The sequence below is a fragment of the Sulfurimonas sp. HSL-1656 genome, from assembly GCF_039645585.1.
GTDB lineage: Bacteria > Campylobacterota > Campylobacteria > Campylobacterales > Sulfurimonadaceae > Thiomicrolovo > Thiomicrolovo subterrani.
Genome location: NZ_CP147915.1, coordinates 459,706 through 480,786 on the forward strand (window position 1 = coordinate 459,706; position 21,081 = coordinate 480,786).

Below are 21,081 nucleotides of genomic sequence, written 5' to 3' on the forward strand. Positions count from 1 at the left end.
TGCGGCGGCCTCAGCTCTCTTTGAAGAGGCGGGAGGCCAGTTTGTTGATGTAGGTCGTGTCGCGTTTTTTCGACGACTTGTAGAGTTTGGTCGTATGCTGTTCGAGCAGGAGCTGGGAGTTGACCGGGTTTTCACCGGACTCGACCCGGTGGTAGCTTCCGTCGCTCTGCAGTTCATGGGAAAGGACGTTGTCCGTGAGCTGGAGGGTAAGCAGCTGCAGGAGCTTCTCTTTGGACTCTTCGTCCTCGATGCCCGTCATCAGTTCGATACGGCGCACGAGGTTCCGCGGCATCCAGTCGGCACTCGAGATGTACATCTGCGGATGGCCGTGTTTAAAGTAGAAGACACGGGCATGTTCGAGGTACTTTCCGATCAGGGAGGTGACCCGGATATTTTCGCTCACCCCTTCAATGCCCGGGACGAGGCAGCAGATCCCGCGGACGATCAGGTCGACCTTGACCCCGGCCTGCGACGCTTTGTAGAGGGCACGGATGACGTCCTCGTCGACGAGGGAGTTGACTTTGACGATGATGCGCCCCTCCGTCCCCATGCGGGTCTCGTTCTGGATCAGCGAGAGGATCTTCGGCTTCGTCTGTGTCGGGGACATGTAGAGCTTGTTGAGTTTCCCTTTCTTGCTGAAGCCCGTCAGGAAGTGGAAGAAGCGGGTCATGTCGTTGGTGATCGCCTCGTTGGAGGTCATGTAGCTGACGTCCGTATAGATCTTCGCCGTACCGGGGTTGTAGTTCCCCGTGCCCAGGTGGGCGTACTGTTTGAGCTTGTCGCCGACCTTGCGGGTGACGAGGGCGGCCTTGGCGTGGACCTTGAAGCCGGGGATGCCGTAGATGACGTGCGCGCCCGCGCTCTCCAGCGCCTTGGCCCAGATGAGATTGTTCTCCTCGTCGAAACGCGCCTTGAGTTCGACCATGGTCGTGACCTGCTTGCCCGATTCGGCCGCCTGCATCAGGGCGTTGACGATGGGGGAGTTCGTCCCGCTGCGGTAGAGCGTCATCCGGATGGAGACGACGTCGGGATCCTTGGCCGCCGCCTGGATGAACTTGACGATGGGCTCGAAACTCTCATAGGGGTGATAGAGCAGGACGTCCTGTTTGTCGAGGACGGAGTAGATGCTGTCCTCTGAATCCAGCGGGGGGAGGTTCCGCGGTTTGTACGGTGCCGCGACGAGGTGCGCAAAATCCTTGTTGCCGACGATCTGCCAAAGGCTGGCGAGGTTCAGCACGATCTTGAAGCGGTAGAGGTCGTCTTTATAGACGTTGGTATGGCGGTTGAAGAAGTCAATCAGTTCATCATCGGCGTCGACCCCGATCTCGAGACGGACAAGCTCCCCTTTTTTGCGGAGTTTGAGTCCCTCTTCGAGCATCTCCATGAAGTCGTCGGCCTCCTCCTCTTCGATGGTGATGTCGGCGTTGCGCGTGACGCGGAAAGGGGTGTACTGCAGCAGGGTATAGCCCGGGAAGAGCTCATCGATGTGCTGTGCGACGATGCTGCCGATGGGCACGTAGATGCCGGTGCCGATCTGCACGAAGCGGGGCAGGACCCGCGGGATGCGCACCAGGCCATAGCGCTGGACGTTCGCATCGTCGTTGTCCTGGAGTTTGACGATGAGGCCGAAGCTGAGGTTGTTCAGGTGCGGAAAGGGGTGGGTACCGTCGACGGCGATCGGAACGATTACAGGATAGATGTGTTCATGGAAGTAGCGGTTGACCTCCCCCTTCTCCTGGTTGTTCAGCTCCGAATAGCGTTTGAGGAAGATTCCCTCGTCTTTCAGGCCGGACATGATCTCGATAAAGGTATGTTCGACGACCTGCAGCTCCCGGTGGAGGTACTTGCGGATTTCGCGCAGCTGCTGCAGCGGGGTGAGACGGTCGGGGCCCGAGAGGATGATCCCGGAGGTGAAGAGCTTCTTGAGCCCCGCAACGCGGATCATGTAGAATTCGTCGAGGTTGGTGCCGTAGATGGCAAGGAACTTCAGGCGCTCGAGCAGCGGCTGTTTTTTGTCCTGGGCTTGCTGCAGTACACGGGTGTTGAACTGGAGCCAGGAGAGTTCACGGTTGAAATAGAATTTTGGGTCTTTCAGATTGGTCATAAGCAGCTCGGGAAAAATATTGGAATGGGTTATATTATAGCGAAGAATTGTTATCGAAGCGGTTACGGAACGCGCGCCGCGGGGGCGGGGCGGGTGATGAGGTAGGCGCCGAGCAGGATCGGGAGGGTTCCGAGCAACTGCCGCAGGGTCGGGACCTCCCCCAGGGTCGGGTAGGCAAAGATCAGGGTAAAGAGCGGCATGAAGGCGATCATGGCGCTGAGCTTGGTGATGCCGATACGGTGCAGGGCTTCGATCCAGAGGATCTTGGCCAGGACGTAGACGAGCAGGGCGACGGCGGTAATGGCCGGGACGACGTCAAGCAACGCCCCCGTCGATGGGAAACCTTCAAAGAACAGCGCGGCGCCGAAGAGCACCGGCAGGGCCGCCAGGTTACGGAAGGTGAGGATGGCCAGCGCGCTGACCCTCTGGCGGGCACGCTTCTGGTAGAGGTTCGCCAGCGGTGCCGTCGCGGCGGCAAGGAGGATGAGCAGGTCGCCCGGGTTGAAGGCGAAGGTCGCGGGAAAGAGAATGACGACCGCGCCCGAACCCATCATAAAGGCGGCGAAGGTATGCAGGGCATCGAGCTTTTCCCGCCCCGGCAGGTTGAAATAGAGGTAGGAGAAAAAGAGCTGAAGCGTCAGGATGACGGCCATGTTCCCTGCCGTGGTATAACGCAGCCCGATAAAAACGAGGGTGAAGAGCAGGGTGATATAAAAGGAGGTCCACAGCAGGTCGGGAAGGGCCTCCCTGTCGGCAAGCCCGCCGAACCCCTCCCGCACGTAGAGCAGGAGCAGCAGCACGGCGGTGGCGATAATAAGGATGAAGCCGTAAGTGTTCAGCGGACCGATGGACTGGACGGCGACGAGGGCGAGAATGGGGAACCAGCTCTCCAGCAGCGAGAGCACGACGGCGTAGAGCTCGCCCTGACGCTGCGGGGTCACCGGTGCAGTCGCTTCAGGGCATCGCTGTGGGTCTCTATAAAGTGCGTAAAAGAGACTTTGATGTCGAAATGCTGCATGTTCTCATACCCACGGCGTGCAAAATTTTGCCGTAGTGTAGCATTTTCAAGAAGGGCTTCCAAGGCATCAACCCAGGCATCGTCGTCATTGCCCCTGACGACCATGCCCCCGGGCCCGCCGCCGTGGTTGACGATGCTTTGCGGACCGCCCACGTCCGACACGAGGCAGCAGACCCGGCTTGCCTGGGCCTCCATCACGACCTGGCCGAGCGTATCGGTGACGGAGGGGAAGACGAAAAGATCGCTCGAAGCGTAGAGTGCGGAGAGGTCGTCGCCGATAACGGGCCCGGCGAAGGTAACGTCATCGAGGGCGAGGTTGGCACGCTTGTGGCGCAGAAAGCCTTCGCCTACGAGCAGCAGCTCGGCCGTACTGTTCGGGTTGCAGGCCTTGTAGCGCTGCCAGACATCCAGCAGGAAGGGGACATTCTTCTCTTTGGAGATGCGCCCGACATAGAGCACTTTCGGGCCGTCCCCCGTTACGCCGTATTTCGCGAAGACGGTCGTGTTTTTATGGGAGGGGTGGAAACGGGTACGGTTTGTGCCCGGGGGAAGCAGTGCGCTGCGTGCACGGTCTATACCGATTTCCCGTTCCATGATGTCGAGGTATTCGGCCGAACGGGTGAAGACCCGCCAGAACGGAAGGTAGAAGCGCTGCATGGCCCGGTCGGCGGCCCGCTTGGCCCAGGCCATCCCGGTATTGTCGCGGATATAGGCGGGAAAGTCCGTGTGGTAGGTGCCGAGCACGGGCAGCTTGTGCTTGGCGGCCAGTTTCTTGGCGATGATGCCGACCGGCCCCGGGGTGGAGATATGCAAGATGTCCGGACGCAGCTCCCTCAGGACCCTTTCGAGTGCATTGGCAGAGGGGTAGGCGAGGTCCAGTTCACGGTAGAAGGGCATCGGGACCCTCCAGCGGGGCGGCAGGTTGTGGACGTTGGGAAGATCGGGACAGTATTTGGCGGTTGAGGCGACAATATGGAGGTCGATACCGTTTGCGAGGGCCTGTTCGCCCATATCCTGGATAAAACGCGAGACGCCGTTAAGATCACCGAGGGTATCGGTAAAAATGCAGATGCGCATAGTTGCTTGCTCCGTGACGATAAGTCGGAAATCGTAACGCGCAGGGGTTTCAAAGCGGTTACAGCCGGTAGAGCCGGCGTTGTCAAAGGAGAAAAAATAGCAATAAAAGCAATAAATATTAATAAATAATGTTAAAGTGTGTGTAAAAATTAAATAAAGTTAAAGAAAACAATTATGCATTGGTAAAATAGTTAGGAAACTGTTAAATTAAATTCTATTTAATAAAAAAGAAAATAATATTTTGCAGAGGACGGCTCAACGGTCTTCGATATTTTTATAGGAGTGTATATATGAAAAAGATGATGATGGGTGTCGCAGCAGCGGCAGGTATCACTTCAGTTGCATCTGCAGCAGAACTGGCAGCTACTGATGCTCAGTTTATGTTCGGTGCGAGCAATGTAGATGCAATCGCAATGACGGGTGCTGAAATGGTCGGTACGCAGGGACAACTGCTCGGTCTGACTATCCTGGACCCGGTTCTGAACATTGTCGGCAGCCTCCCGCTCGTCGGTCCGATCGTATCCGGTCTGCTCGATACTGTTGACGGTCTGCTCTCAGGTCTGCTCGGCGGCGGTCTTCCGCTCGTCGGCGGTCTGCTCGGCGGCGGCCTCCCGCTGCTCGGTTAACACACCCCTCTTACCCTTACCCTCCCTCCGGGGAGGGGTTCTTCTTTCCCTATTTCCAATCAACCTTCTTTTAACGACAACGACACAACTGATTCTGAACCGTGTCACATTTATTTAATTGTGATGTAAAGGAAAAATATTTTTGTTTTTCAATGTTTTAATTGTGATTTCTATACGAAACGCTAAATTATTTAAAAATTGTTGTATTTTTAACAATAGTTTAATGTGATACGGTATAAAGTTTACGTACGAACGTTAATTCAAACGCTTCAGGTATTACATCTAAAGGAGAAAAGATGAAAAAAGTGTTGGCAAGTATTGCAGTTGCAGGTATGATCACAAGCGTTAGCGCTGCAGATTTCGGCACAGCAGATGCACAGTTCATGTTTGGTCAGGACAGTGTCAATGTCGTAACGATGAGTGGTGCGGAAATGGCACAGACTGAAGGTCAGCTCCTCGAAGCACTTGGTGCACTCGGCGCGATCCCGGTCGCAGGTCCGATCCTGACGGATCTGCTCGCTAGCCTTAACCTCGGTGCACTGCTCGGTCTGGTACCGGCTGCACTTGGCGCGGCATTCCCGATCACGGCTGACCTCGATGTCAACGTCGGCGGCCTGCTGAGCATCGATACGGGCAGAGATCCGCTTACTATCGACTCCGGACTCCCGGCACTGGTCGGTGCGGTCGTTTCCTCACTGTAACAAACCCCGGTGTGCAGGTGCCAACCTGCACGCCACCCCTTTTCTGCTTTTACTTTTTAAGTTGAATCCCCCTAAAATCATGATGAAATTACACAAAGGTTATTTATGTTCAACAAAAAAGCATTATTTCGCTTTTTAGGTGCGGCGACACTGCTCTCGACACTGCTGCATGCGGACGGCCAGACACCGCTGAAAGTCGAAGAACTTCTTTCCAAGAAAAATGCGTTCAACGTCGATGTCTCCGTCGCGTATTCCAACATCGACCAAAAAACCGCGATGAGTACGGTGGTCCCGGTATCGACGCTGCTTTCGTTCATCTACATCCCGGCGTATGCGGGGGAGCAGGTGCTTGACCAGGATGTGGTCGTAGCCTCGCTGAACCTCAAATACGGTCTGACCGATTGGCTCGAACTGGTCATGTATGCCAACGGGCACAACACCTCCAGCCGCGTGCAGCTCGGCGACGCGATCGCGAACCAGGCAGATACGGATTTCGACCATGCGGGTATCGGTGCGACGTTCCGCGTCAAGGACGAGGGGGTCTACCCCTCGCTGCTGGTGGGGGTCTCGACCAACGTGATCGGCCGGCTGACTTTTGCCGACCGTGACGTCGACGGCAACGTTATCGGGACGACGAAACAGGACAAGACGTTTGAATCGTTCAACTTCTACGCGCTCTCCTATTACACGGTGGACCCGGTTGTCTTCGTCTTCAAAGCGCAGTACCAGTGGAGTGTGGAAGAGGATTACAAAGGGGATACAAGTGACCGCCCGGACATCCTGGCGATTTCCCCGCAGGTCTATTTTGCGGTCAACCCCTATACCAACCTCAGCTGGGGCGTAACCTACCGCTACCAGACGGAGCAGCGCTTTAACGGCAAAGTGGAAACGATTGCGGAATCTTCCATCGGCTATAACATCGGGGTAAGCTACGAGGTCTCCCGGGGCAACATCATTTCCCTGGATGCCAGCAACAACGAAACGGCCACGTACAGCCAGAACACGATCAACCTTATCTACTCAAAGCGGTTCTGATGAAACGGGCATTGCAGGCACTCTTCCCGGCACTCTGGCTGCTTGCGGCGGCTGATGTGTATGCCGGACAGGCGGAGGGCGAAGTGAAAACCGCCATGCCGATCATCGAGCAGGAGTACACCGTCAGGGTCCCGGTGAAAAGCTGGAGTGAGCTCAAAGAGCAGGATGTCGTACGCCAGCGCTACGATTTCTCGTGCGGTGCGGCGTCGATGGCGACGATCATGAACCATTTTTACGAGCAGAACGTGACCGAGAACGGCATCGTTCAGACGGTCCTGAAAATGAAAGGTGTCGGCAGCGACGCGCATAAACTGGAGAAGAGCGACTTCGCCCTTTCGTTCGCGGACCTCGCCGACTTCGGGCAGACCATCGGGTTCAGGGGCGTGGGTGTCGCGATGGATATCGATGCCCTGCGCAAGCTGCGGATCCCGGTCATCCTCTATGTCAAGATCCGCCGCTTCGAACACTTTACCGTTTTCAAGGGGATCCGCGGCGACTTCGTCTACCTGGCCGACCCCTCATTCGGCAATATGAAAGTGAAGATGGCAAAGTTCCTGGAGATGTTCTACCAGCGTGATGACCTCAAACACCCCGGGCGGGTGCTCGCGTTTATCCCGGTGGACAAAGAGGCCGTCCAGCCGGACAAAACGTTTATGACCGTCCCCGACTCCACCGACTACCTCTACCAGTACATCGAAAACAGGATCGACCACTAGCTCCCTGGTCCGCACGCACCCGCGTGCTTTTTGTTAAAAGAGGAAGTTGATCCCGCCGTAGTAGCGTACGGAGTTGTCATCCGTCGAGAGCTTGGTGTAGCTCGGCGTGTAATACGTGATGTCCTGCCATGTGCGCCACTGGAAATCGACGCCGCCCATCAGCTCCAGCTGCGGCGCGATGCGGAAGATAAGCCCTGCCCCGACCTTGAGACTGACTTCATTGATGCGGTCGTCATCAGGGTAATAGTAGTTGTCAAGCCGCATCGAACCGCTGCCGATTCCCGCCTGGATAAATGGCATCAAGGCCGAGTACGTTTCGAAGGTTTTCATAACATCCAGCCCGAGCTCGTACAGTTCGTCATTACTGTAGTCAAAGAGGGGCTCGTCGAAGAGTTCACCGAGCAGATAGCCCTGCAGGCGCCACCCGTCGTAGAGGACGGCCCCGAATTTAAGGGCGAAACCTTTGCTCCCGATCGATGGTCTTTCATGATAGCCGTTGGCTTCAAAATCGAATTTGTTTTCGCTGCCGAAAAGGTTCAGACCGAAATAGAGATCCGCCCGCTGCGCCCAGGCATTTGCCGAGAGCGCGCCCAAAAGCAGCGGGGTCAACAGGAGGGATTTTCGCATCATAGTTCCTTCTTGAATGGTATTTCATAGCTATTATTATTCATAGTTTACAGTAAACAGCCACGGAAGGACATGAAATAAGGGCGGCGGCGCTACGGTTTTGCTACGTTTTGCCGTTACAATCCACTTTAAAAAGGAGAAGCAATGCAGGCAATCAAATTCCCTTTTCTCGAACACACCGGCGCGACACTGAAGCGCGCGGAGCAGGGCGAAGCGGAGGTAGAGCTGCACGTTCAGCCGTACCATCTGCAGCACCTGGGCTTTGTGCACGGCGGGGTTATCTCGACGCTGATGGACAATACCGGCTGGTACGCCGCCGTCTCCAACCTGGACGAGGGCTACACGGCCGTGACAATGGAGATCAAGATCAACTATCTCAAGCCCGCCTCGGGCAAGCACCTGCTGGCCTCGGCCGCCGTGAAAAGACAGGGGCGAAAGACGGCCTTCGTCACGATCGAGCTGCACGATGAAGGCAAGCTCGTCGCCTTTGCCACGGGCACCTACGCCATCATGGAAGACCCGCAGCACTCCTGAAAATTACATGACGAGGTCCGAGTTGTAGTGGCACATGAAGCATTCGGGGCGCTCGTCCAATACTTCCGCCAGGATCTCGGCAAAATCGGGGAGCACAATACTTCTAAGCCCCGCTTCCTGGGCTTCCACAATCTTGATCAGCTCTTCGGGCCAGTAGACGTAGGTGGTCGTCCGCGCCGTGTTTTTGTAAATATGGATTTTGTCGTCGATGATGTCGTATTCCATACGTCGACTCAGTCCGGCGTGTTCTGCATAGCTTCGATAACGGCGTTTCTGTATGTCTCCGCCTCCGCCATCGTCGTGTAATACCTCGTCCAGACAATTCCCGCGATGATCTTGAAGTAGTAGAGTTTCTCATCCATCTTGTTGCTGTTCGCGACGTAGTTCTCGTTTTCATAGATACCGGTGACCCCCGATATGTTCCTGACGGCAATGACGTTGCCGTAGCTGTCCTCAAGCAGTTGCATTTTTGCTCCTGTGTGTTGGCATTGACACCATTATATATGCAAGCACCTCTCTTGCGGACGGGAAGGTTGCCTACTCTTTAGCGTTATGTTGAAAAGACGGAGAACCGTTTTTAGATCAGAAGTTTCTGGGTGTGGAAGATGAAAGAAGGAAGTGTATATTTAGGAGGGTTTCGAGCGGATGGATTTGAAAAAACAGATCCCCAATGCTGGACACAACTTCTAGGATTGGTCCAACATCGGGGTGGCGGTTATCTACTGCACATCGGTGAGCAGTAGTCGCATCCATCTACGGCCGTGTAGAATACTTTCGCTGCCTCAAGCGCGTTCAGACAGTGTGAAAAGCCTCCAAGGAAAATTCTCTCACTCGGTAACTGTGAGCAACCCTCTTTATGAACTGCGTGTTCACCTGCATTCCCTGCTTCTTTGCTTACATAGTATTTAGCTGCCATATCGTGTCCTTATGCTGTCAGCACAAGTGGAGAGACGTGACATATCAGTCTGTTGATTAGGGTAATCTTGGATTTTCAGTCCTAATTTTAAAGGCACAGACTAAAATATGTTTTGCGTTATAGTCTAAAACCACTTCTACTGGTTTTGATTCTGACCGGAGTGCCATTCCCAGTGGCACTCTAATCACACCTGCAATGCTACTTTTATCTGAGACGGATTGGTACCGTTCAAAATAATCACTCTGGCTTTCAAAATTCAGTGCAATCGTATTTCTACTCGCTATGTCATGAAGTACATCCACATCAATGACTCAAAATACGGGGTGCATAAATTATTCAAGAACGTAATATTTCAGGCGCTTTGTTTTCATTTTGTGACATAACTTTTTACACATTTTGAGCAAGCTTTACAGAGCTTTAATAATGGAGAATATTTATTGTTTGAAAGAGTACGAAATATGCCTGCTTTGGTGCGTTCATATCAAGTATGTTTAGGAAAGCCCGAAATTCAGGCGTTTGAACCAGTGCGTATTATTGAGAAGATCTGAATAATTTGTTGTTTGTATCCTTGACATTGATGCACTTTAAAGTTAGGAGCCCTCATGGAAATAAACGATAATGATCTGTTTTTCTGAAATCGTAAATTTTTTGAAAAGTTTCTAGTTTGGAAGTTTTTGCTTGGATGGTGAGACAGGAGTGATTTGAAAAAATACATCGTATTTGAGTACAGAGGGATTCGAAAAAAAACCACCGCTTTGACATAAAATCGTCTTCATTTTTTACACTGTTCTACCATTACGGTATGCAAACCTTCAAGTCTTTTACCTTGCCGGCTCTTAGCTTTTATGGGCCGTCAGAACTTTTTACAAATGTTGATCAGCTCTACAGATTTTTGAGCATGCAGAATATTCGTTATTTGAGAGAATATAAGAAGAGTCTACCGTGGTATGTAAAGGTATTAAATTGTGGGAGTAAAATAGAGGTAATTGTGTTTGAATGCGAAATTATTTTAGAGCAGTGACAAAGTGATTCATTTTTGCATTATTACTAAAAAATTTATTTCAATATTTTTTGATAAACTGTCTTCAAATGTATTTTGAGGTGTTGTCATGGTATTAAGTAGAGTAGTTATCGGTGTAATGTTGAACAAAAGACTTTTTCGATTGTCTTCAATAGGTGGACTTGTAATCGATGCTCTATTGGATTTGGAAACTAAGAAAGGACACCCTTTTTTTTCAGAGATAGGGTATACAGGTTCCAAGGAAAATGATTACACAATATCTCTTCGTGGACAAGATGGAAGGTATTCCTTAACAATAACTCAAGATCAATTTATATTAAAGAAGACTTCTCTAGATGAAAACCCTGTAAATATTCCGAATGTAATTAGTGATTTTGATGTTTTTTGGAAGGCTGCTAATAAGATTATTTCATTTCCTTCAATCAGAAGAATTGGTTTTGTTGGTGAGCACCAGATAGATTTGGATGAGAAAAAAAGAAATGAGATGATGCAAAAGTTTGTTACTTTTTCCGTACCAGATTACCTTGGTAAGTTTCAACTGACTTTTGAAAATCGTAGGTTAACTACTAGTGGCGATATCGCGGATAAATTGGTTGATGATTTTTGGAATACGATTTATACAATATATCTTAGTGAGCAGGATGAAACACCAACAGAGAATAAACTTAATATCAATATCGACGTACAGCGTTATTACAATCCTGCAAAAACTGATCCTATAAAAGAAATTAATAATATAAAAGCTAAATATATTGAAGACAAAGATCAATTTATTGCGAATTTTGATTTGTCAGGTCTCGGAAAATAATGGCAAGAAAGAAACCGAAAACGAGAAATCCTAGGTTTATTCCTAATGATGTTCATTCTGAGCACGTGCGAGATGCTGATGATGTTTTTTCAACTCAGGGTACGAGAAGGGGAGAAGGTGAAGAGAACTTTACATCTGTACCACGGCCAAGAGTAAAGACTGAGGATAAGAAAAAAAATCTTTATCAATATATATCTAAATACATAAATGAAATTGTAACTGTAGCTGCTTTGATCCCTTTACTTTATTTCTTATTTAGTATCTATCGCGATTTAGAAGATGCAAAAACGGATATTGATACTAACAAAAAGGCAATTAAAACAGATAAGTCTACGATTGTAGAACACGATAGACAAATTGCGTTAATTGAAAGAGATATTATTTATCTTCAGGAAGCGAAAAAACGAATTGAAGATAAGATATCAACATTAGAACATAGTTTGGTTGATATGCGATTGGAGCAGACTAGGTTTGAGTCGCATGAGAAAAATAAACAAGCAAAAAAGTAAATATTATTCTATTTTTTTGTAGATGCTCTTTATCCCAAAAGCTTCGATGAAAATCGTATTCTTGTCAACAACTCTATACACTGCTCCGGTTCCGCTGTCATCATGGACGATCACCGTGTTTCCGTCTACGTCATATTTAACTTTCGCGTAGATCCCCATTGTGATCATGCTGTCTTTTCTGAACTCGATTTTTTGACGTCCCATGAATGGTAATTTGGTTGCAGATACCCAGGTGCCGATTAGTGGATTTGTTGGTTTGAACGCAACAAAGGCCAAGATCAGTGTCGCAACTACCATTGCACCTATGACGTAGTAAGCTTTCTTGGTTGTCTTATCGGTTCTGATGTTGCCTGCAGCGCAGTGAGGGCATGTCTTACTAATGTAGAATTCGTTGCAATTTTGGCAAATAGGCATATCGTTACTTCCAATAGTATGGGTTTTTGTTTTCAGTGTTGTAATTGAAAATAAACTCGTATAATGGGTTAATTTTGACTTCTTTGTATGCTGATTCCACCACTGGAATCTTCTGCATCTTCTGTGTCACTGTAATTATTAATTCTTTCTGGCATTAATACATTTAGTATGCAATCACCTCGGTTCGGGATTACTTGTATTCTGTATGTTCCAACGGATACTTTGATATTGGCACCCCAAGCAAAGGTATTTGGAATTTTTTTGTTGTGTCTATCGTAGACACTTAACATACCGCAGCTGGACGGTGTCAGGCTTACATTCATATAACCTACATTTTTTGCATATACGTTTATGATTTTTTGATTGTCTGACATTTCAATCTTATATGAACCAGTACCATCAAGTGCAAGAAGTGATGATGCCGCGATTAGCAGTGAGAGAAATATTTTCATAGGTCCAACTCCTATTTATAGGAGATAAATTTACCTAACCCTTCCTTGTTTTTTGATATTTTTAATGGAATTGCCATACATTCAGTTCTAGTTCGTTCATTGATTCGTCATGTTGGTATGCAGACCTTCAAGCCTTTTACCTTGCCAGCTCTTAGCTTTTATGGGTCATCAGAACTCTTTACAAATGCGGATCAGCTCCACATATTTTTGAGAGAATATGAGAAGTATTTCCCTTGGTAAATCTATGAAAGATTAAAACTCCCGATTCCCGGTAAAGGAATCGGCAGCCTGCCAAATGCATTCGCGCTACTAAAAAGCAGTACAGGTACCAATGTATCCTGGAACGTTACACGCCTCGGTTAGACCAGTGCACGCAGTGTCACAACAATAAGCGTCCACACAGTTACCAGAAGTACAGTCACTGGTTGAAGTACACAGAGACCCATTGGGAAGTTTAGGAACGTCATCTGCGTTACCGTTACAGTTTTCATCAATTCCATTGCTTAGGATTTCAGTTGCACCGGGGTTGATGGACGGATCCGTGTCATCGCAGTCGTTCAGGATCGCGCAGTAACCGTCCATGTCGGCGTCCGTACAGCTTGTACCGCTGTAGTCGATATTTCCATCTGGGTCGGCACCGTCACTGGTGCCGCCGGGAACGAGCGGTGACGTGGAACTGTCGGGTGCCAGCGGATGCGGGTCGCTGCCGTCTTTGAGGGCATCGTCGTCCGTGTCGGCATCGGCGGGGTCCGTCTCGGAGGCGCCTACGGCACCGTTTGCATCAAGATCTTCGCCGCTGACGCATTCGGAGGCAACCGCGGCAGGGCCGTCGCAAAGGCCGTCGTTGTCGCTGTCGGCGTCGAGGGGGTCGGTGTGTGTGCCGGGATCATTGTCCGGCTGCCAGAGACCGAGGTTCGTACCGCTGTAGGCGATGGCGGCCGCACCGTCGCTGGTGCCGCCCGAGACGGCAGAAGTTGTTCCTATCTCGAGGCCGTCGATCAGGCCGTCATTGTCGCTGTCATTGTCAAGCGGATTGAGTGAATAGGTGACTTCAAGGCCATCCGGGATGCCGTCATCATCGGTGTCGGCGTCGAGCGCGTCAGTATTGGCGCTGAGCTCCTGGCCGTCGTTGAGGCCGTCGTTGTCCGTATCGGGGTCATTCGGGTCAGTGCCGTTTGTGATTTCCGCGGCGTCGGAGACCCCGTCGCTGTCCGCATCGGTAGAAAGCGTACCGCTGCAGACCCCCGTGACTTGGCAGATATCGTCGACGGTCAGAGGGTTTCCGTCGTTACAGGTTGTCCCTGCAGGAAGCGACTGGATGCTGCAGCCTGTGACCGGATCAGCGCTGAGCGCTTCGGGGCTGCAGGATGCAGTAGTGCAGGGGTTGCTGTCATCGCAGAACGTATCATTGGGTGTATTGCTGCATGCCCCGGCGGTACAGACATCCATCGTACAGGCAAAGTTGTCGTCACAGACAGTCGCCCCATCTTCGTCTGTCGCACCGTCGCAGTCGTTGTCCAGGCTGTCGCATCCGTCCAGGACGCTGTTATAGGAGGCATCGTGGGCCAGGTAGACGGCGTCGTTGCAGGGGAGCCATCCGGCAGCGCCGCCGCAGGTTTTCTTCGCACCGCTGCAGACGCCGTCCTGCATTTCACAAAGCTGCGCGATGAGGTCCGGATCGGCACTGTCAATCAGGCCGTCGCCGTCGTTGTCGACGCCGTCACAGACCTCGACTTCGTCGATCATACCGTTACAGTTGTCGTCGATACTGTTCCCAATGATTTCGGTTGCGCCCGGATAGACGTTGGGGTTGGTATCGTTGCAGTCGGTGGTAAAGGGGTACCCGTCCGCATCGGCATCGGCGGGAGCCGCCACGGTGTAGGAGAGTGAGAGTTGACCCAGCGCATTGGCGCCGGTGTCGTTCACATCGATGACGAGGGTTTGGGCGCCTTCCGACCAGAAGGTTTTAGCCGAAAAGGTCAGGCGGTCATTGGCATGGACGTCCGTGCTCCAGGCCCCGCCGTTGCTCTGGGGCGCCATCGTGCCGGAGAGCAGAAGGCTGGTCGTATCCATACTTCGGGTGAAAACGACGGCGACGGTGTCGTTGACCTCGATGTCCGAACTGCTTTCGGGAACGGCGATTGCTGTGAGCGGGACGGTCATGCCTGCGGCCACCATCCCTTCGCCCAGGGCGTGCATCGCTTCTACTGCCCCGACCAGCGTTATCCCCAGCGCCGCTTCGACGTCTGCGGCGAAAGTGGGGGAACTGAAATCCGTCCCCGCGGGCAGAGCGGCGATCAAAGTGCTGTTGAGATCGATAAGCCCGTTGTTGGGGTCGCCGTCCCCGTCAAGCGACTGCAGCAGCCGTGCCAGGTTGACGGCTGCAACGGTATCTGCCGGGAAGAAGCTGTAGGGAACGACCGGGCCGCTTTCAGCCGTGACGGTTCCGATGGAGACGGCGCCGACCGAGAAGGTGACGGTGTCGCCGTCCGGGCAGGTATACCCGCCGCCGGCATCGGTCGTGCCGGCCGTTCCGGAAGAACAGGCATAGGAGAGCCCCTGGACGGGGGCGTCAATAAACTGGCCGGTCACCGTCGGGGTGCTGCTGCCCCCGCCGCCACCGCCACACGCAGTCAATAAGATCAACGCCGTAAAGGCGGGTAAGAGCATTCCCATCCGGATCATCATGCCATCCTTTGTCAGAGCAATAATTTTATTATCGAATGAACCCTCTTAGAAGCGTATAAAAATCATGACAGAAGGGGTGGTATTTGCAGCAAAGACGGCAGCATCGCATAGGGAGAAATAAACGAAGTTTTTTGTTTCAGAGTTTTGAGTCGGATTTGAATGATTTTGTGAAAAAATTAGAAGATGGTGCGACCGGCGAGATTTGAACTCGCACACCAAGTTGGCACTACCCCCTCAAGATAGCGTGTCTACCAATTCCACCACGGTCGCGTTTTAACAGTAAGTTTTAAAAGACCAGAATTATACTGGCGAGAATGTTATAAACAGCTTAAATTTCTTCAGGCTGTCAAAAAAAACGAAGGCCGAAGCCTTCGCGGGTTTTTCGGCTGATTAGCCGAGGTACGGGTTAGCGTACAGAGCGATCAGGGCAATAACGAGTGTATAGATGACCTGAGCTTCGATCATCGCGAGGGCGATGAACATTGTAGTCATGAGCTTACCACCCAGACCCGGGTTGCGAGCAGTACCTGCGATAGTCGCAGCAGCAGTGTGACCCATACCGATAGCGCCACCGAGAGCAGCGAGACCGAGGCCGACGCCTGCAGCGATCATAGAGTAAGCTTTGAGTGTCTGGTTTGCAACGTCAGCGTCAGCTGCGAAAGCAGCGCCAGCGAAAGCAACCATCAGAAAAAGAATCTTTTTCATGGAGTTCTCCAGTAAATTTTTTTGTGTCAAAGTCCGTTCGGCTTGCGTATCCCTACTTGTCACTTTGCGGGCGAATTATAGATATTGCACGCTTAAGAGGCGCTTTGTTGTCTATAAAGTGATAGGGATGATTTTCCCGTAGGGGACTTCCCGCTCTGTTTCCGGGGTGATCCAGACGGTGTCGATGAGGGGCTCCCTGTCCGGGAAACGGCCGTCGCAGTCGGTGAAGTAGAGCAGCAGCGGCGCCATCGGGGCGTGGCGCTCCGTCCACTCGAAGACCGGGCGGAAGTCGGTGCCGCCCCCGCCTTTGAGGTCGAAGACAAGCGGCTCGCCGGGGTAGAACTGGTGATGCGACTGTACTTTTGCATCGCAGACGAGCAGCTCGATACGGTAGTCGGAAAAGGTCTCCAGCAGGGACTCGACCTCGGCGATAAAGCGCCCCAGTAGCGTTTCGTCGACGGAGCCTGAGCTGTCGATGGCGATGACGAGGTCGAGGGTCTCCGACGTGGGCGAGGGGAGGTAGATGTGGCTGTAGAGCAGTTTTTTAGAGGGCGGGAGCATGCGGTAGTCGCTGCGCAGGTGGCGGTTGAGGGCGTGCGCGAGTTCGCTGCGCCAGTCGATGACGCTCTTCGTCGTGGGGATGAAAAAGCGTTCCAGCCCCAGCGGGGTGTCGCCCTGCTGCGCCAGCATCTCGCGGACGGCCTTCTCAAAATGCTCGAAGAGCGACTCGTCCACGCTGTTCTCCACCTCCATCTGAGGCCGTTTTTTGTCCGGGTCGTGGTCCCCTTCGGCGTTTTTCAGCTCGTCGCGCTTGCGCTGGTTGTTCTCGTTGAAGCCGGTATCGTTGCTCTCGTCGTCGCTGTACTCTTCGTTTCTGATCTCGTCTTTGAGCTGGGCGTAAATCGCTTCGGCGTACATCCCTTCGAAGCGGGGGTCGTAGTTGACCTGCGGCGGCAGGGCGAAGTTGTTCTGCACGAGCATGGCGTTGATGGCGTGGTCGGTGGCCAGCTGCCACAGCCAGCTCATCCGCCCGTTCTGGCGCCGTTCATGTACGAGCGCGGCGTGCATGGCCCCGTTGGCCAGCATAAACTCGCATTCCCGGGCGTCGAGGCCTTCGACGTATTCGGGGTTGTACTCCAGGCGGAGGCCGTTGCTGAGAAAGCCCGGGATGTCGTCGCTGGTGTCCAGCTCCAGTCGGCTGGCGAGGGTACCGAAGTAGGGGGAGTTCAGCAGGAGGGTGGCCTTGGCCTTGCCCAGTTTTTCGGCGGCGATGTTTTCAGACATGGGTGAAACCTCGGGAGTTTGTTCCCCTTCTTCTTTGTTTGCCCAAAGAAGAAGCCGAACCGGGAAGAAGAAAGGGCAAATCGGCTGCCGCGCATGAATGGTGTTGATCGGTTGTCAACCTTTTTCTATTACATGCGCGCGCCATGCCATACCTTTTTATTGCAGAAGGAAGGCGAACTTGCCGACCCACTTGCCGTAGGCGTCGAGGTGGTCCATCATGACGCCGTTTTTCTGGAGGTCCTGGACGATGAGGACGGCGAACTCCGGCGGGAGCAGGTGGGTGTAGTCGAGCAGGCGTGCCAGCGTATCGTCTTCGGGGGCTTTGAGCACTTTGGCGACGAGGGCGGAGGCGAGGGTGTAAAGGGCGCTGAGATCCTCCGGGACCTCATGCGACTCCCCGCGCAGGACGGCATCGGTGTCGGGCAGAAGGTGCATCACCTTGGCAAAGGCCGTGAAATCGACGGCGCGCTCCTCCCCGACGGCCCCGGCGATGGCATTCATTGTCAGGGCGGGGTTCATGTTGGCGTTCAGGATGCCGTTGACGAACTCCCAGCTGCGCGGGGTGGGGAAGCTTTTGGTGTCGCTGTCGGGGTCGAAACCGAAGAGGGCCGCGTTGTTGGCGCTGATGTAGCCGATGATGCGCTCGTCGATGCCTCGCGTATAAGCCCAGCGGCGCCAGTCGTCGACGTTGACGTCCATCTCCAGGTGGATGAAGCGGTTGGCCAGCGGCAGCGGCATGCGGTAGACGACGCCCCGGTCGTTCTCGCGGTTGCCCGCCGCGACGATGGCCCATCCCTCGGGCAGTTCGTACTCGCCGACCTTGCGGTCGAGGATGAGCTGGTAGGCCGAGGCCTGGACGGAGGGCGCGGCGGTGTTGAGCTCGTCGAGGAAAAGGATGCCGCTCCCCTCCCGCGGGAGGAACGACGGCGGCGCCCAGACGGCCTGATGCGCCTGGTTCTCGTAGAAGGGGATCCCCTTGAGGTCGGTCGGGTCCATCAGCGAGAGGCGCAGGTCGATAAAACCGATGCCTTTCGCGTCGGCAATCTGTTTGACGACGGAGGATTTGCCTATTCCCGGTGCTCCCCACAAAAAGGTCGGTAGCTTCTGATCGACCAGGGCGTCCAGGGTTTCAATGATCTCTTGACTTCTCAAGGGCACCTCCAATTTCCCTGCGTGAATTTCAGAAAGGATTTGAGGTATGAGATTTTTTTGGAGCGCTTTGCAGGCATAGCGGGAGCTACGTCAAAAAGTGAACCAAGGAAAGATCGTGCCTCAAATGCTTTCCCGCAGGGCGTTGCAGAGAAAACTCTCTTCAGGATTGTACTATGCCTCAGGCATTTGACAAACCTTGGAAGGTAGATTCCGATGAGAACTTTCTCTGTAACGCTGAAAACGCGGAGGGGAGTTGGATGTGCCCTCATAACCATCCTATGTTTTCGCGTTGAATGAACTGCCCGAAGGCGTCGTTGGTTCGTACGGCGCGCTCGAAACGCGCATCGAGCTGCAGCTGCTGCAGGATCGCGACGGGGGTCGCATGGTTGGCCGCCAGGGCAAGCAGGACGTCGCTATCGCCTTTGGCGTAGAGCGCTTCGAGCAGCGTTGCAGGGGCGGAGCCGTTCCCCGCCAGCGCCCTGTTGCAGCAGCCCGTGCCGGCCAGGGCTTCGAGCTGCGCCGTGTTCAGCGACGGGTTGGCGGCGAGCGCCTGCATGACGCTTTCATCCCCGTCGTCCGTGAGTGTATCGGCGATCTGCAGCGCGGGATTGGCCGCCAGGGCACATCGGACGGCGTGATCGCCGCTTGTATAGAGCTGCCGCTGCATGGCCTCTGTCAGCGAGGGATTGGCGGCCAGTGCTGCTGCGTGGTCGATGAGGCCCTTTTCATAGCGCTCGCCGTCGAGGCGGATATGGGCATATCCGACGTCGGCGAGGCTGCCGTCGGCAAAGAGGGTGTCGGCCAGCGCCGGGCCGAGGTCGGGGTTGGCGGCCAGCGCCGTATGGATCTGCGGATCGTTCATGCCGGCGAGCTCCTGCTGCAGGGCGGGGTCAAGCGCCGGGCGTGAAGCCACAAGCGTTCGCAGGGCATCGTCCCCCTGGCGGATGAAGTGTTTGAGGGTCGGTTCGTCCGTGTCGGGGTGCAGGGCAAGCGCTTCGAGCACGGCGCGCATCTGGCGGTCGCCGGAGCTGACGGCTTTGCGGAGGGGCGGCAGGCCGCCGATGACGCGGATGAGCCGGGGGCGGCGGGTCTGCCGGAGCAGGTGCATGAGGCCGAGGGTGGAGTACTGGACGTTGTGGTTGCGTTCGAGGTTCTCGTAATAGCGACCGATCAGCGCCGCCGTGACGTCGCGGTTCTCATCGCTCTCGAAAAAGCCCTCTCCACCCCAGTCGTAAAGCTGCAGCAGTTTCAGGAAAAAATCGTTGTCGATGTAGGGGTTCTGCAAAAATGCGCGGAGCCGGTCGCGGTCGCGCGTGAGCTTGAGGCTCATAATGATCCGGTCGGGTTCGATCTGCGAACAGAGCGTCTTTTCGAAATCGTCGATGGAGAGGGGGACGACCTTGCGGGTATCGTAGAGCCGGTCGAGTGTTTCCTGCTCTATAGGGTTGATCAGCCGGCCCTCGATGACGGCGTCGACACTGTCGTCGTACGCATCGGCCAGGGTGATCTGTGCCGCCTGCAGCAGCCGGTCGAACTCATCGCGCGAAAAGGCGCGCGGGGCACCGAAAAGCAGGATGCGTTTGTGGGTGAATGTTCGCAGTTTCATAACCGTCATTATAACCGTGTATGCTTATCCACATGGGAATGGCAAATGCATTTAAGGTTGACATCTGTCAAAATACACGTAAAAACATAGTTAAATACTATGGATTACAGATAATTTCTCATGGCTTCGTCTATAATAGCACGAAGCAACAATAAAGGATAAGGAATGATAGCGTCAAACATCACTGAACTGATCGGCAACACGCCGCTGATTCGTCTCAACACCCCTTCCGAGCAGACCGGAGCGACGATCCTCGGCAAATGCGAGTTCATGAACCCGACGAGCTCCGTCAAGGACCGGATCGGTTTCAACATGATCAAAACGGCGATGGACGACGGCATCATCAATTCCCAGACGACGATTATCGAGCCGACCAGCGGCAACACGGGGATCGCGCTCGCCTCGATCTGTGCCGCACTGGGGCTGAAACTCATCCTGACGATGCCCGAGTCCATGAGTATCGAGCGCCGCAATATCCTCAAGGCCCTCGGCGCGGAGCTGGTACTGACCCCGGCAATGTCCGGCATGAAGGGGGCCATCGAAAAGGCCGAGGAGCTCAAAGAGAACCTGGGCAACGCCGTTATCTTGCAGCAGTTCCAGAACCCGGCCAACCCGGCGGTGCATATCCGCACGACAGCCGAAGAGATCCTGCGTGACACGGACGGCAAGCTCGATATCTTCGTCGCTGCCGTCGGGACCGGCGGTACGCTGACGGGAACGGGTACGCGCCTCAAAGAGGTGATCCCTTCCATCGAGATCATTGCCGTGGAACCGACGGACTCGGCAGTCCTCTCCGGCGGCAAACCGGGCCCGCACAAGATCCAGGGGATCGGCGCGGGCTTCGTGCCGGAGGTCCTCAATACGGCGATCTACGGCGAGGTTGTCACTGTCAGTAACGACGATGCGATGGCGACGTCGCGGATGCTGGCCAAAGAGGAGGGGCTGTTGGTGGGTATCTCCGCCGGGGCCAACGTCTACGCTGCCATGCAGGTGGCCGCACGCCCGGAGAACAAGGGCAAGACCATCGTCACCATCCTCTGCGACACGGCCGAACGCTACCTCTCGACGGCACTGTTCAGCGAATAGGC

Annotated in this window: 21 protein-coding genes and 1 tRNA gene; 8 read left to right on the forward strand and 14 right to left on the reverse strand. The window is 53.7% G+C overall.

The features are described from left to right. Nucleotides 1–10 precede the first annotated feature (10 nt). The 3 genes from WCX49_RS02340 to WCX49_RS02350 all read right to left on the reverse strand — a co-directional run bounded on the left by WCX49_RS02340 (nt 11) and on the right by WCX49_RS02350 (nt 4,199). Entirely contained in the window at nt 11–2,104 is a 2,094-nt protein-coding gene (locus tag WCX49_RS02340) for an RNA degradosome polyphosphate kinase (RefSeq protein ID WP_345985970.1), read from the reverse strand. 62 nt (nt 2,105–2,166) lie between these two features. Further along, complete coding sequence (locus WCX49_RS02345) at nt 2,167–3,045, reverse strand: DMT family transporter (RefSeq protein WP_345985971.1); 879 nt, start codon at nt 3,043–3,045, stop codon at nt 2,167–2,169. Next, nucleotides 3,042–4,199, reverse strand: a complete 1,158-nt coding sequence (locus WCX49_RS02350) for a glycosyltransferase family 1 protein (RefSeq protein WP_345985972.1) — start codon at nt 4,197–4,199, stop codon at nt 3,042–3,044. The genes WCX49_RS02345 and WCX49_RS02350 overlap by 4 nt, the downstream gene beginning before the upstream one ends. Before the next feature lie 290 nt (nt 4,200–4,489). On the opposite strand from WCX49_RS02350, the gene WCX49_RS02355 reads away from it, so the two are divergent. From WCX49_RS02355 to WCX49_RS02370, 4 genes are all read left to right on the forward strand, one after another. Further along, nucleotides 4,490–4,825 (forward strand): hypothetical protein, encoded by a 336-nt coding sequence (locus WCX49_RS02355; RefSeq protein WP_345985973.1) that lies wholly within the window; start codon nt 4,490–4,492, stop codon nt 4,823–4,825. A gap of 332 nt (nt 4,826–5,157) precedes the next feature. Continuing rightward, nucleotides 5,158–5,526 carry a hypothetical protein gene (locus WCX49_RS02360; protein ID WP_345985974.1) on the forward strand — a complete coding sequence of 123 codons (369 nt, stop codon included), beginning with the start codon at nt 5,158–5,160 and terminating at the stop codon, nt 5,524–5,526. 105 nt (nt 5,527–5,631) lie between these two features. Then, entirely contained in the window at nt 5,632–6,561 is a 930-nt protein-coding gene (locus WCX49_RS02365) for a hypothetical protein (RefSeq protein WP_345985975.1), read from the forward strand. Then, nucleotides 6,561–7,277: a C39 family peptidase gene (locus WCX49_RS02370; RefSeq protein WP_345985976.1), complete on the forward strand. Its 717-nt coding sequence runs from the start codon at nt 6,561–6,563 to the stop codon at nt 7,275–7,277. The genes WCX49_RS02365 and WCX49_RS02370 overlap by 1 nt, the downstream gene beginning before the upstream one ends. 33 nt (nt 7,278–7,310) lie before the next feature. Here WCX49_RS02370 and WCX49_RS02375 read toward each other — a convergent pair whose 3' ends face one another. After that, a complete protein-coding gene (locus WCX49_RS02375) occupies nt 7,311–7,904 on the reverse strand; it encodes an outer membrane beta-barrel protein (RefSeq protein WP_345985977.1) in 594 nt (197 codons plus the stop codon). Nucleotides 7,905–8,048: 144 nt separating this feature from the next. Between WCX49_RS02375 and WCX49_RS02380 the strand changes: the two genes are divergently transcribed. Continuing rightward, the gene (locus WCX49_RS02380; protein ID WP_345985978.1) at nt 8,049–8,438 is read left to right on the forward strand and encodes a PaaI family thioesterase; all 390 of its coding nucleotides are present in this window, start codon (nt 8,049–8,051) and stop codon (nt 8,436–8,438) included. 3 nt (nt 8,439–8,441) lie between these two features. Here WCX49_RS02380 and WCX49_RS02385 read toward each other — a convergent pair whose 3' ends face one another. Beyond that, nucleotides 8,442–8,663 carry a hypothetical protein gene (locus WCX49_RS02385; RefSeq protein ID WP_345985979.1) on the reverse strand — a complete coding sequence of 74 codons (222 nt, stop codon included), beginning with the start codon at nt 8,661–8,663 and terminating at the stop codon, nt 8,442–8,444. 8 nt (nt 8,664–8,671) lie between these two features. Beyond that, nucleotides 8,672–8,905: a hypothetical protein gene (locus WCX49_RS02390; RefSeq protein WP_345985980.1), complete on the reverse strand. Its 234-nt coding sequence runs from the start codon at nt 8,903–8,905 to the stop codon at nt 8,672–8,674. A gap of 1,558 nt (nt 8,906–10,463) precedes the next feature. On the opposite strand from WCX49_RS02390, the gene WCX49_RS02395 reads away from it, so the two are divergent. Both WCX49_RS02395 and WCX49_RS02400 read left to right on the forward strand, forming a co-directional pair. Beyond that, on the forward strand, nt 10,464–11,183 hold the full coding sequence (locus WCX49_RS02395; protein ID WP_345985981.1) for a hypothetical protein: 720 nt from the start codon (nt 10,464–10,466) through the stop codon (nt 11,181–11,183). Then, nucleotides 11,183–11,692 carry a hypothetical protein gene (locus WCX49_RS02400; protein WP_345985982.1) on the forward strand — a complete coding sequence of 170 codons (510 nt, stop codon included), beginning with the start codon at nt 11,183–11,185 and terminating at the stop codon, nt 11,690–11,692. The genes WCX49_RS02395 and WCX49_RS02400 overlap by 1 nt, the downstream gene beginning before the upstream one ends. Before the next feature lie 3 nt (nt 11,693–11,695). Here WCX49_RS02400 and WCX49_RS02405 read toward each other — a convergent pair whose 3' ends face one another. From WCX49_RS02405 to WCX49_RS02440, 8 genes are all read right to left on the reverse strand, one after another. Next, a complete protein-coding gene (locus tag WCX49_RS02405; protein WP_345985983.1) occupies nt 11,696–11,989 on the reverse strand; it encodes a hypothetical protein in 294 nt (97 codons plus the stop codon). 185 nt (nt 11,990–12,174) lie between these two features. Beyond that, on the reverse strand, nt 12,175–12,558 hold the full coding sequence (locus tag WCX49_RS02410; protein ID WP_345985984.1) for a hypothetical protein: 384 nt from the start codon (nt 12,556–12,558) through the stop codon (nt 12,175–12,177). Nucleotides 12,559–12,867: 309 nt separating this feature from the next. Continuing rightward, a complete protein-coding gene (locus WCX49_RS02415; RefSeq protein WP_345985985.1) occupies nt 12,868–15,243 on the reverse strand; it encodes a putative metal-binding motif-containing protein in 2,376 nt (791 codons plus the stop codon). A gap of 187 nt (nt 15,244–15,430) precedes the next feature. After that, nucleotides 15,431–15,516: transfer RNA gene (locus tag WCX49_RS02420), tRNA-Leu, on the reverse strand. Between the two features lie 120 nt (nt 15,517–15,636). Continuing rightward, nucleotides 15,637–15,951, reverse strand: coding sequence for a F0F1 ATP synthase subunit C (locus WCX49_RS02425; RefSeq protein WP_231020210.1), 315 nt, complete (start codon nt 15,949–15,951; stop codon nt 15,637–15,639). 111 nt (nt 15,952–16,062) lie between these two features. Then, on the reverse strand, nt 16,063–17,235 hold the full coding sequence (locus WCX49_RS02430) for a VWA-like domain-containing protein (RefSeq protein WP_345985986.1): 1,173 nt from the start codon (nt 17,233–17,235) through the stop codon (nt 16,063–16,065). 156 nt (nt 17,236–17,391) lie between these two features. Beyond that, the gene (locus WCX49_RS02435; RefSeq protein ID WP_345985987.1) at nt 17,392–18,393 is read right to left on the reverse strand and encodes a MoxR family ATPase; all 1,002 of its coding nucleotides are present in this window, start codon (nt 18,391–18,393) and stop codon (nt 17,392–17,394) included. A gap of 259 nt (nt 18,394–18,652) precedes the next feature. Beyond that, a complete protein-coding gene (locus tag WCX49_RS02440) occupies nt 18,653–19,993 on the reverse strand; it encodes a hypothetical protein (protein ID WP_345985988.1) in 1,341 nt (446 codons plus the stop codon). 165 nt (nt 19,994–20,158) lie between these two features. On the opposite strand from WCX49_RS02440, the gene cysK reads away from it, so the two are divergent. Then, nucleotides 20,159–21,079, forward strand: a complete 921-nt coding sequence (gene cysK, locus WCX49_RS02445; protein WP_345985989.1) for a cysteine synthase A — start codon at nt 20,159–20,161, stop codon at nt 21,077–21,079. Nucleotides 21,080–21,081 lie beyond the last annotated feature (2 nt).

Bases quoted from the DNA above. Each gene is read 5' to 3' on its own strand.
- WCX49_RS02340 (WP_345985970.1), bottom strand. From the start codon at position 2,104: ATGACCAATCTGAAAGACCCAAAATTCTATTTCAACCGTGAACTCTCC.
- WCX49_RS02350 (WP_345985972.1), bottom strand. From the start codon at position 4,199: ATGCGCATCTGCATTTTTACCGATACCCTCGGTGATCTTAACGGCGTC.
- WCX49_RS02355 (WP_345985973.1), top strand. From the start codon at position 4,490: ATGAAAAAGATGATGATGGGTGTCGCAGCAGCGGCAGGTATCACTTCA.
- WCX49_RS02360 (WP_345985974.1), top strand. From the start codon at position 5,158: ATGATCACAAGCGTTAGCGCTGCAGATTTCGGCACAGCAGATGCACAG.
- WCX49_RS02365 (WP_345985975.1), top strand. From the start codon at position 5,632: ATGTTCAACAAAAAAGCATTATTTCGCTTTTTAGGTGCGGCGACACTG.
- WCX49_RS02370 (WP_345985976.1), top strand. From the start codon at position 6,561: ATGAAACGGGCATTGCAGGCACTCTTCCCGGCACTCTGGCTGCTTGCG.
- WCX49_RS02375 (WP_345985977.1), bottom strand. From the start codon at position 7,904: ATGCGAAAATCCCTCCTGTTGACCCCGCTGCTTTTGGGCGCGCTCTCG.
- WCX49_RS02380 (WP_345985978.1), top strand. From the start codon at position 8,049: ATGCAGGCAATCAAATTCCCTTTTCTCGAACACACCGGCGCGACACTG.
- WCX49_RS02385 (WP_345985979.1), bottom strand. From the start codon at position 8,663: ATGGAATACGACATCATCGACGACAAAATCCATATTTACAAAAACACG.
- WCX49_RS02390 (WP_345985980.1), bottom strand. From the start codon at position 8,905: ATGCAACTGCTTGAGGACAGCTACGGCAACGTCATTGCCGTCAGGAAC.
- WCX49_RS02395 (WP_345985981.1), top strand. From the start codon at position 10,464: ATGGTATTAAGTAGAGTAGTTATCGGTGTAATGTTGAACAAAAGACTT.
- WCX49_RS02400 (WP_345985982.1), top strand. From the start codon at position 11,183: ATGGCAAGAAAGAAACCGAAAACGAGAAATCCTAGGTTTATTCCTAAT.
- WCX49_RS02405 (WP_345985983.1), bottom strand. From the start codon at position 11,989: ATGGTAGTTGCGACACTGATCTTGGCCTTTGTTGCGTTCAAACCAACA.
- WCX49_RS02410 (WP_345985984.1), bottom strand. From the start codon at position 12,558: ATGAAAATATTTCTCTCACTGCTAATCGCGGCATCATCACTTCTTGCA.
- WCX49_RS02415 (WP_345985985.1), bottom strand. From the start codon at position 15,243: ATGATCCGGATGGGAATGCTCTTACCCGCCTTTACGGCGTTGATCTTA.
- WCX49_RS02425 (WP_231020210.1), bottom strand. From the start codon at position 15,951: ATGAAAAAGATTCTTTTTCTGATGGTTGCTTTCGCTGGCGCTGCTTTC.
- WCX49_RS02430 (WP_345985986.1), bottom strand. From the start codon at position 17,235: ATGTCTGAAAACATCGCCGCCGAAAAACTGGGCAAGGCCAAGGCCACC.
- WCX49_RS02440 (WP_345985988.1), bottom strand. From the start codon at position 19,993: ATGAAACTGCGAACATTCACCCACAAACGCATCCTGCTTTTCGGTGCC.
- cysK (WP_345985989.1), top strand. From the start codon at position 20,159: ATGATAGCGTCAAACATCACTGAACTGATCGGCAACACGCCGCTGATT.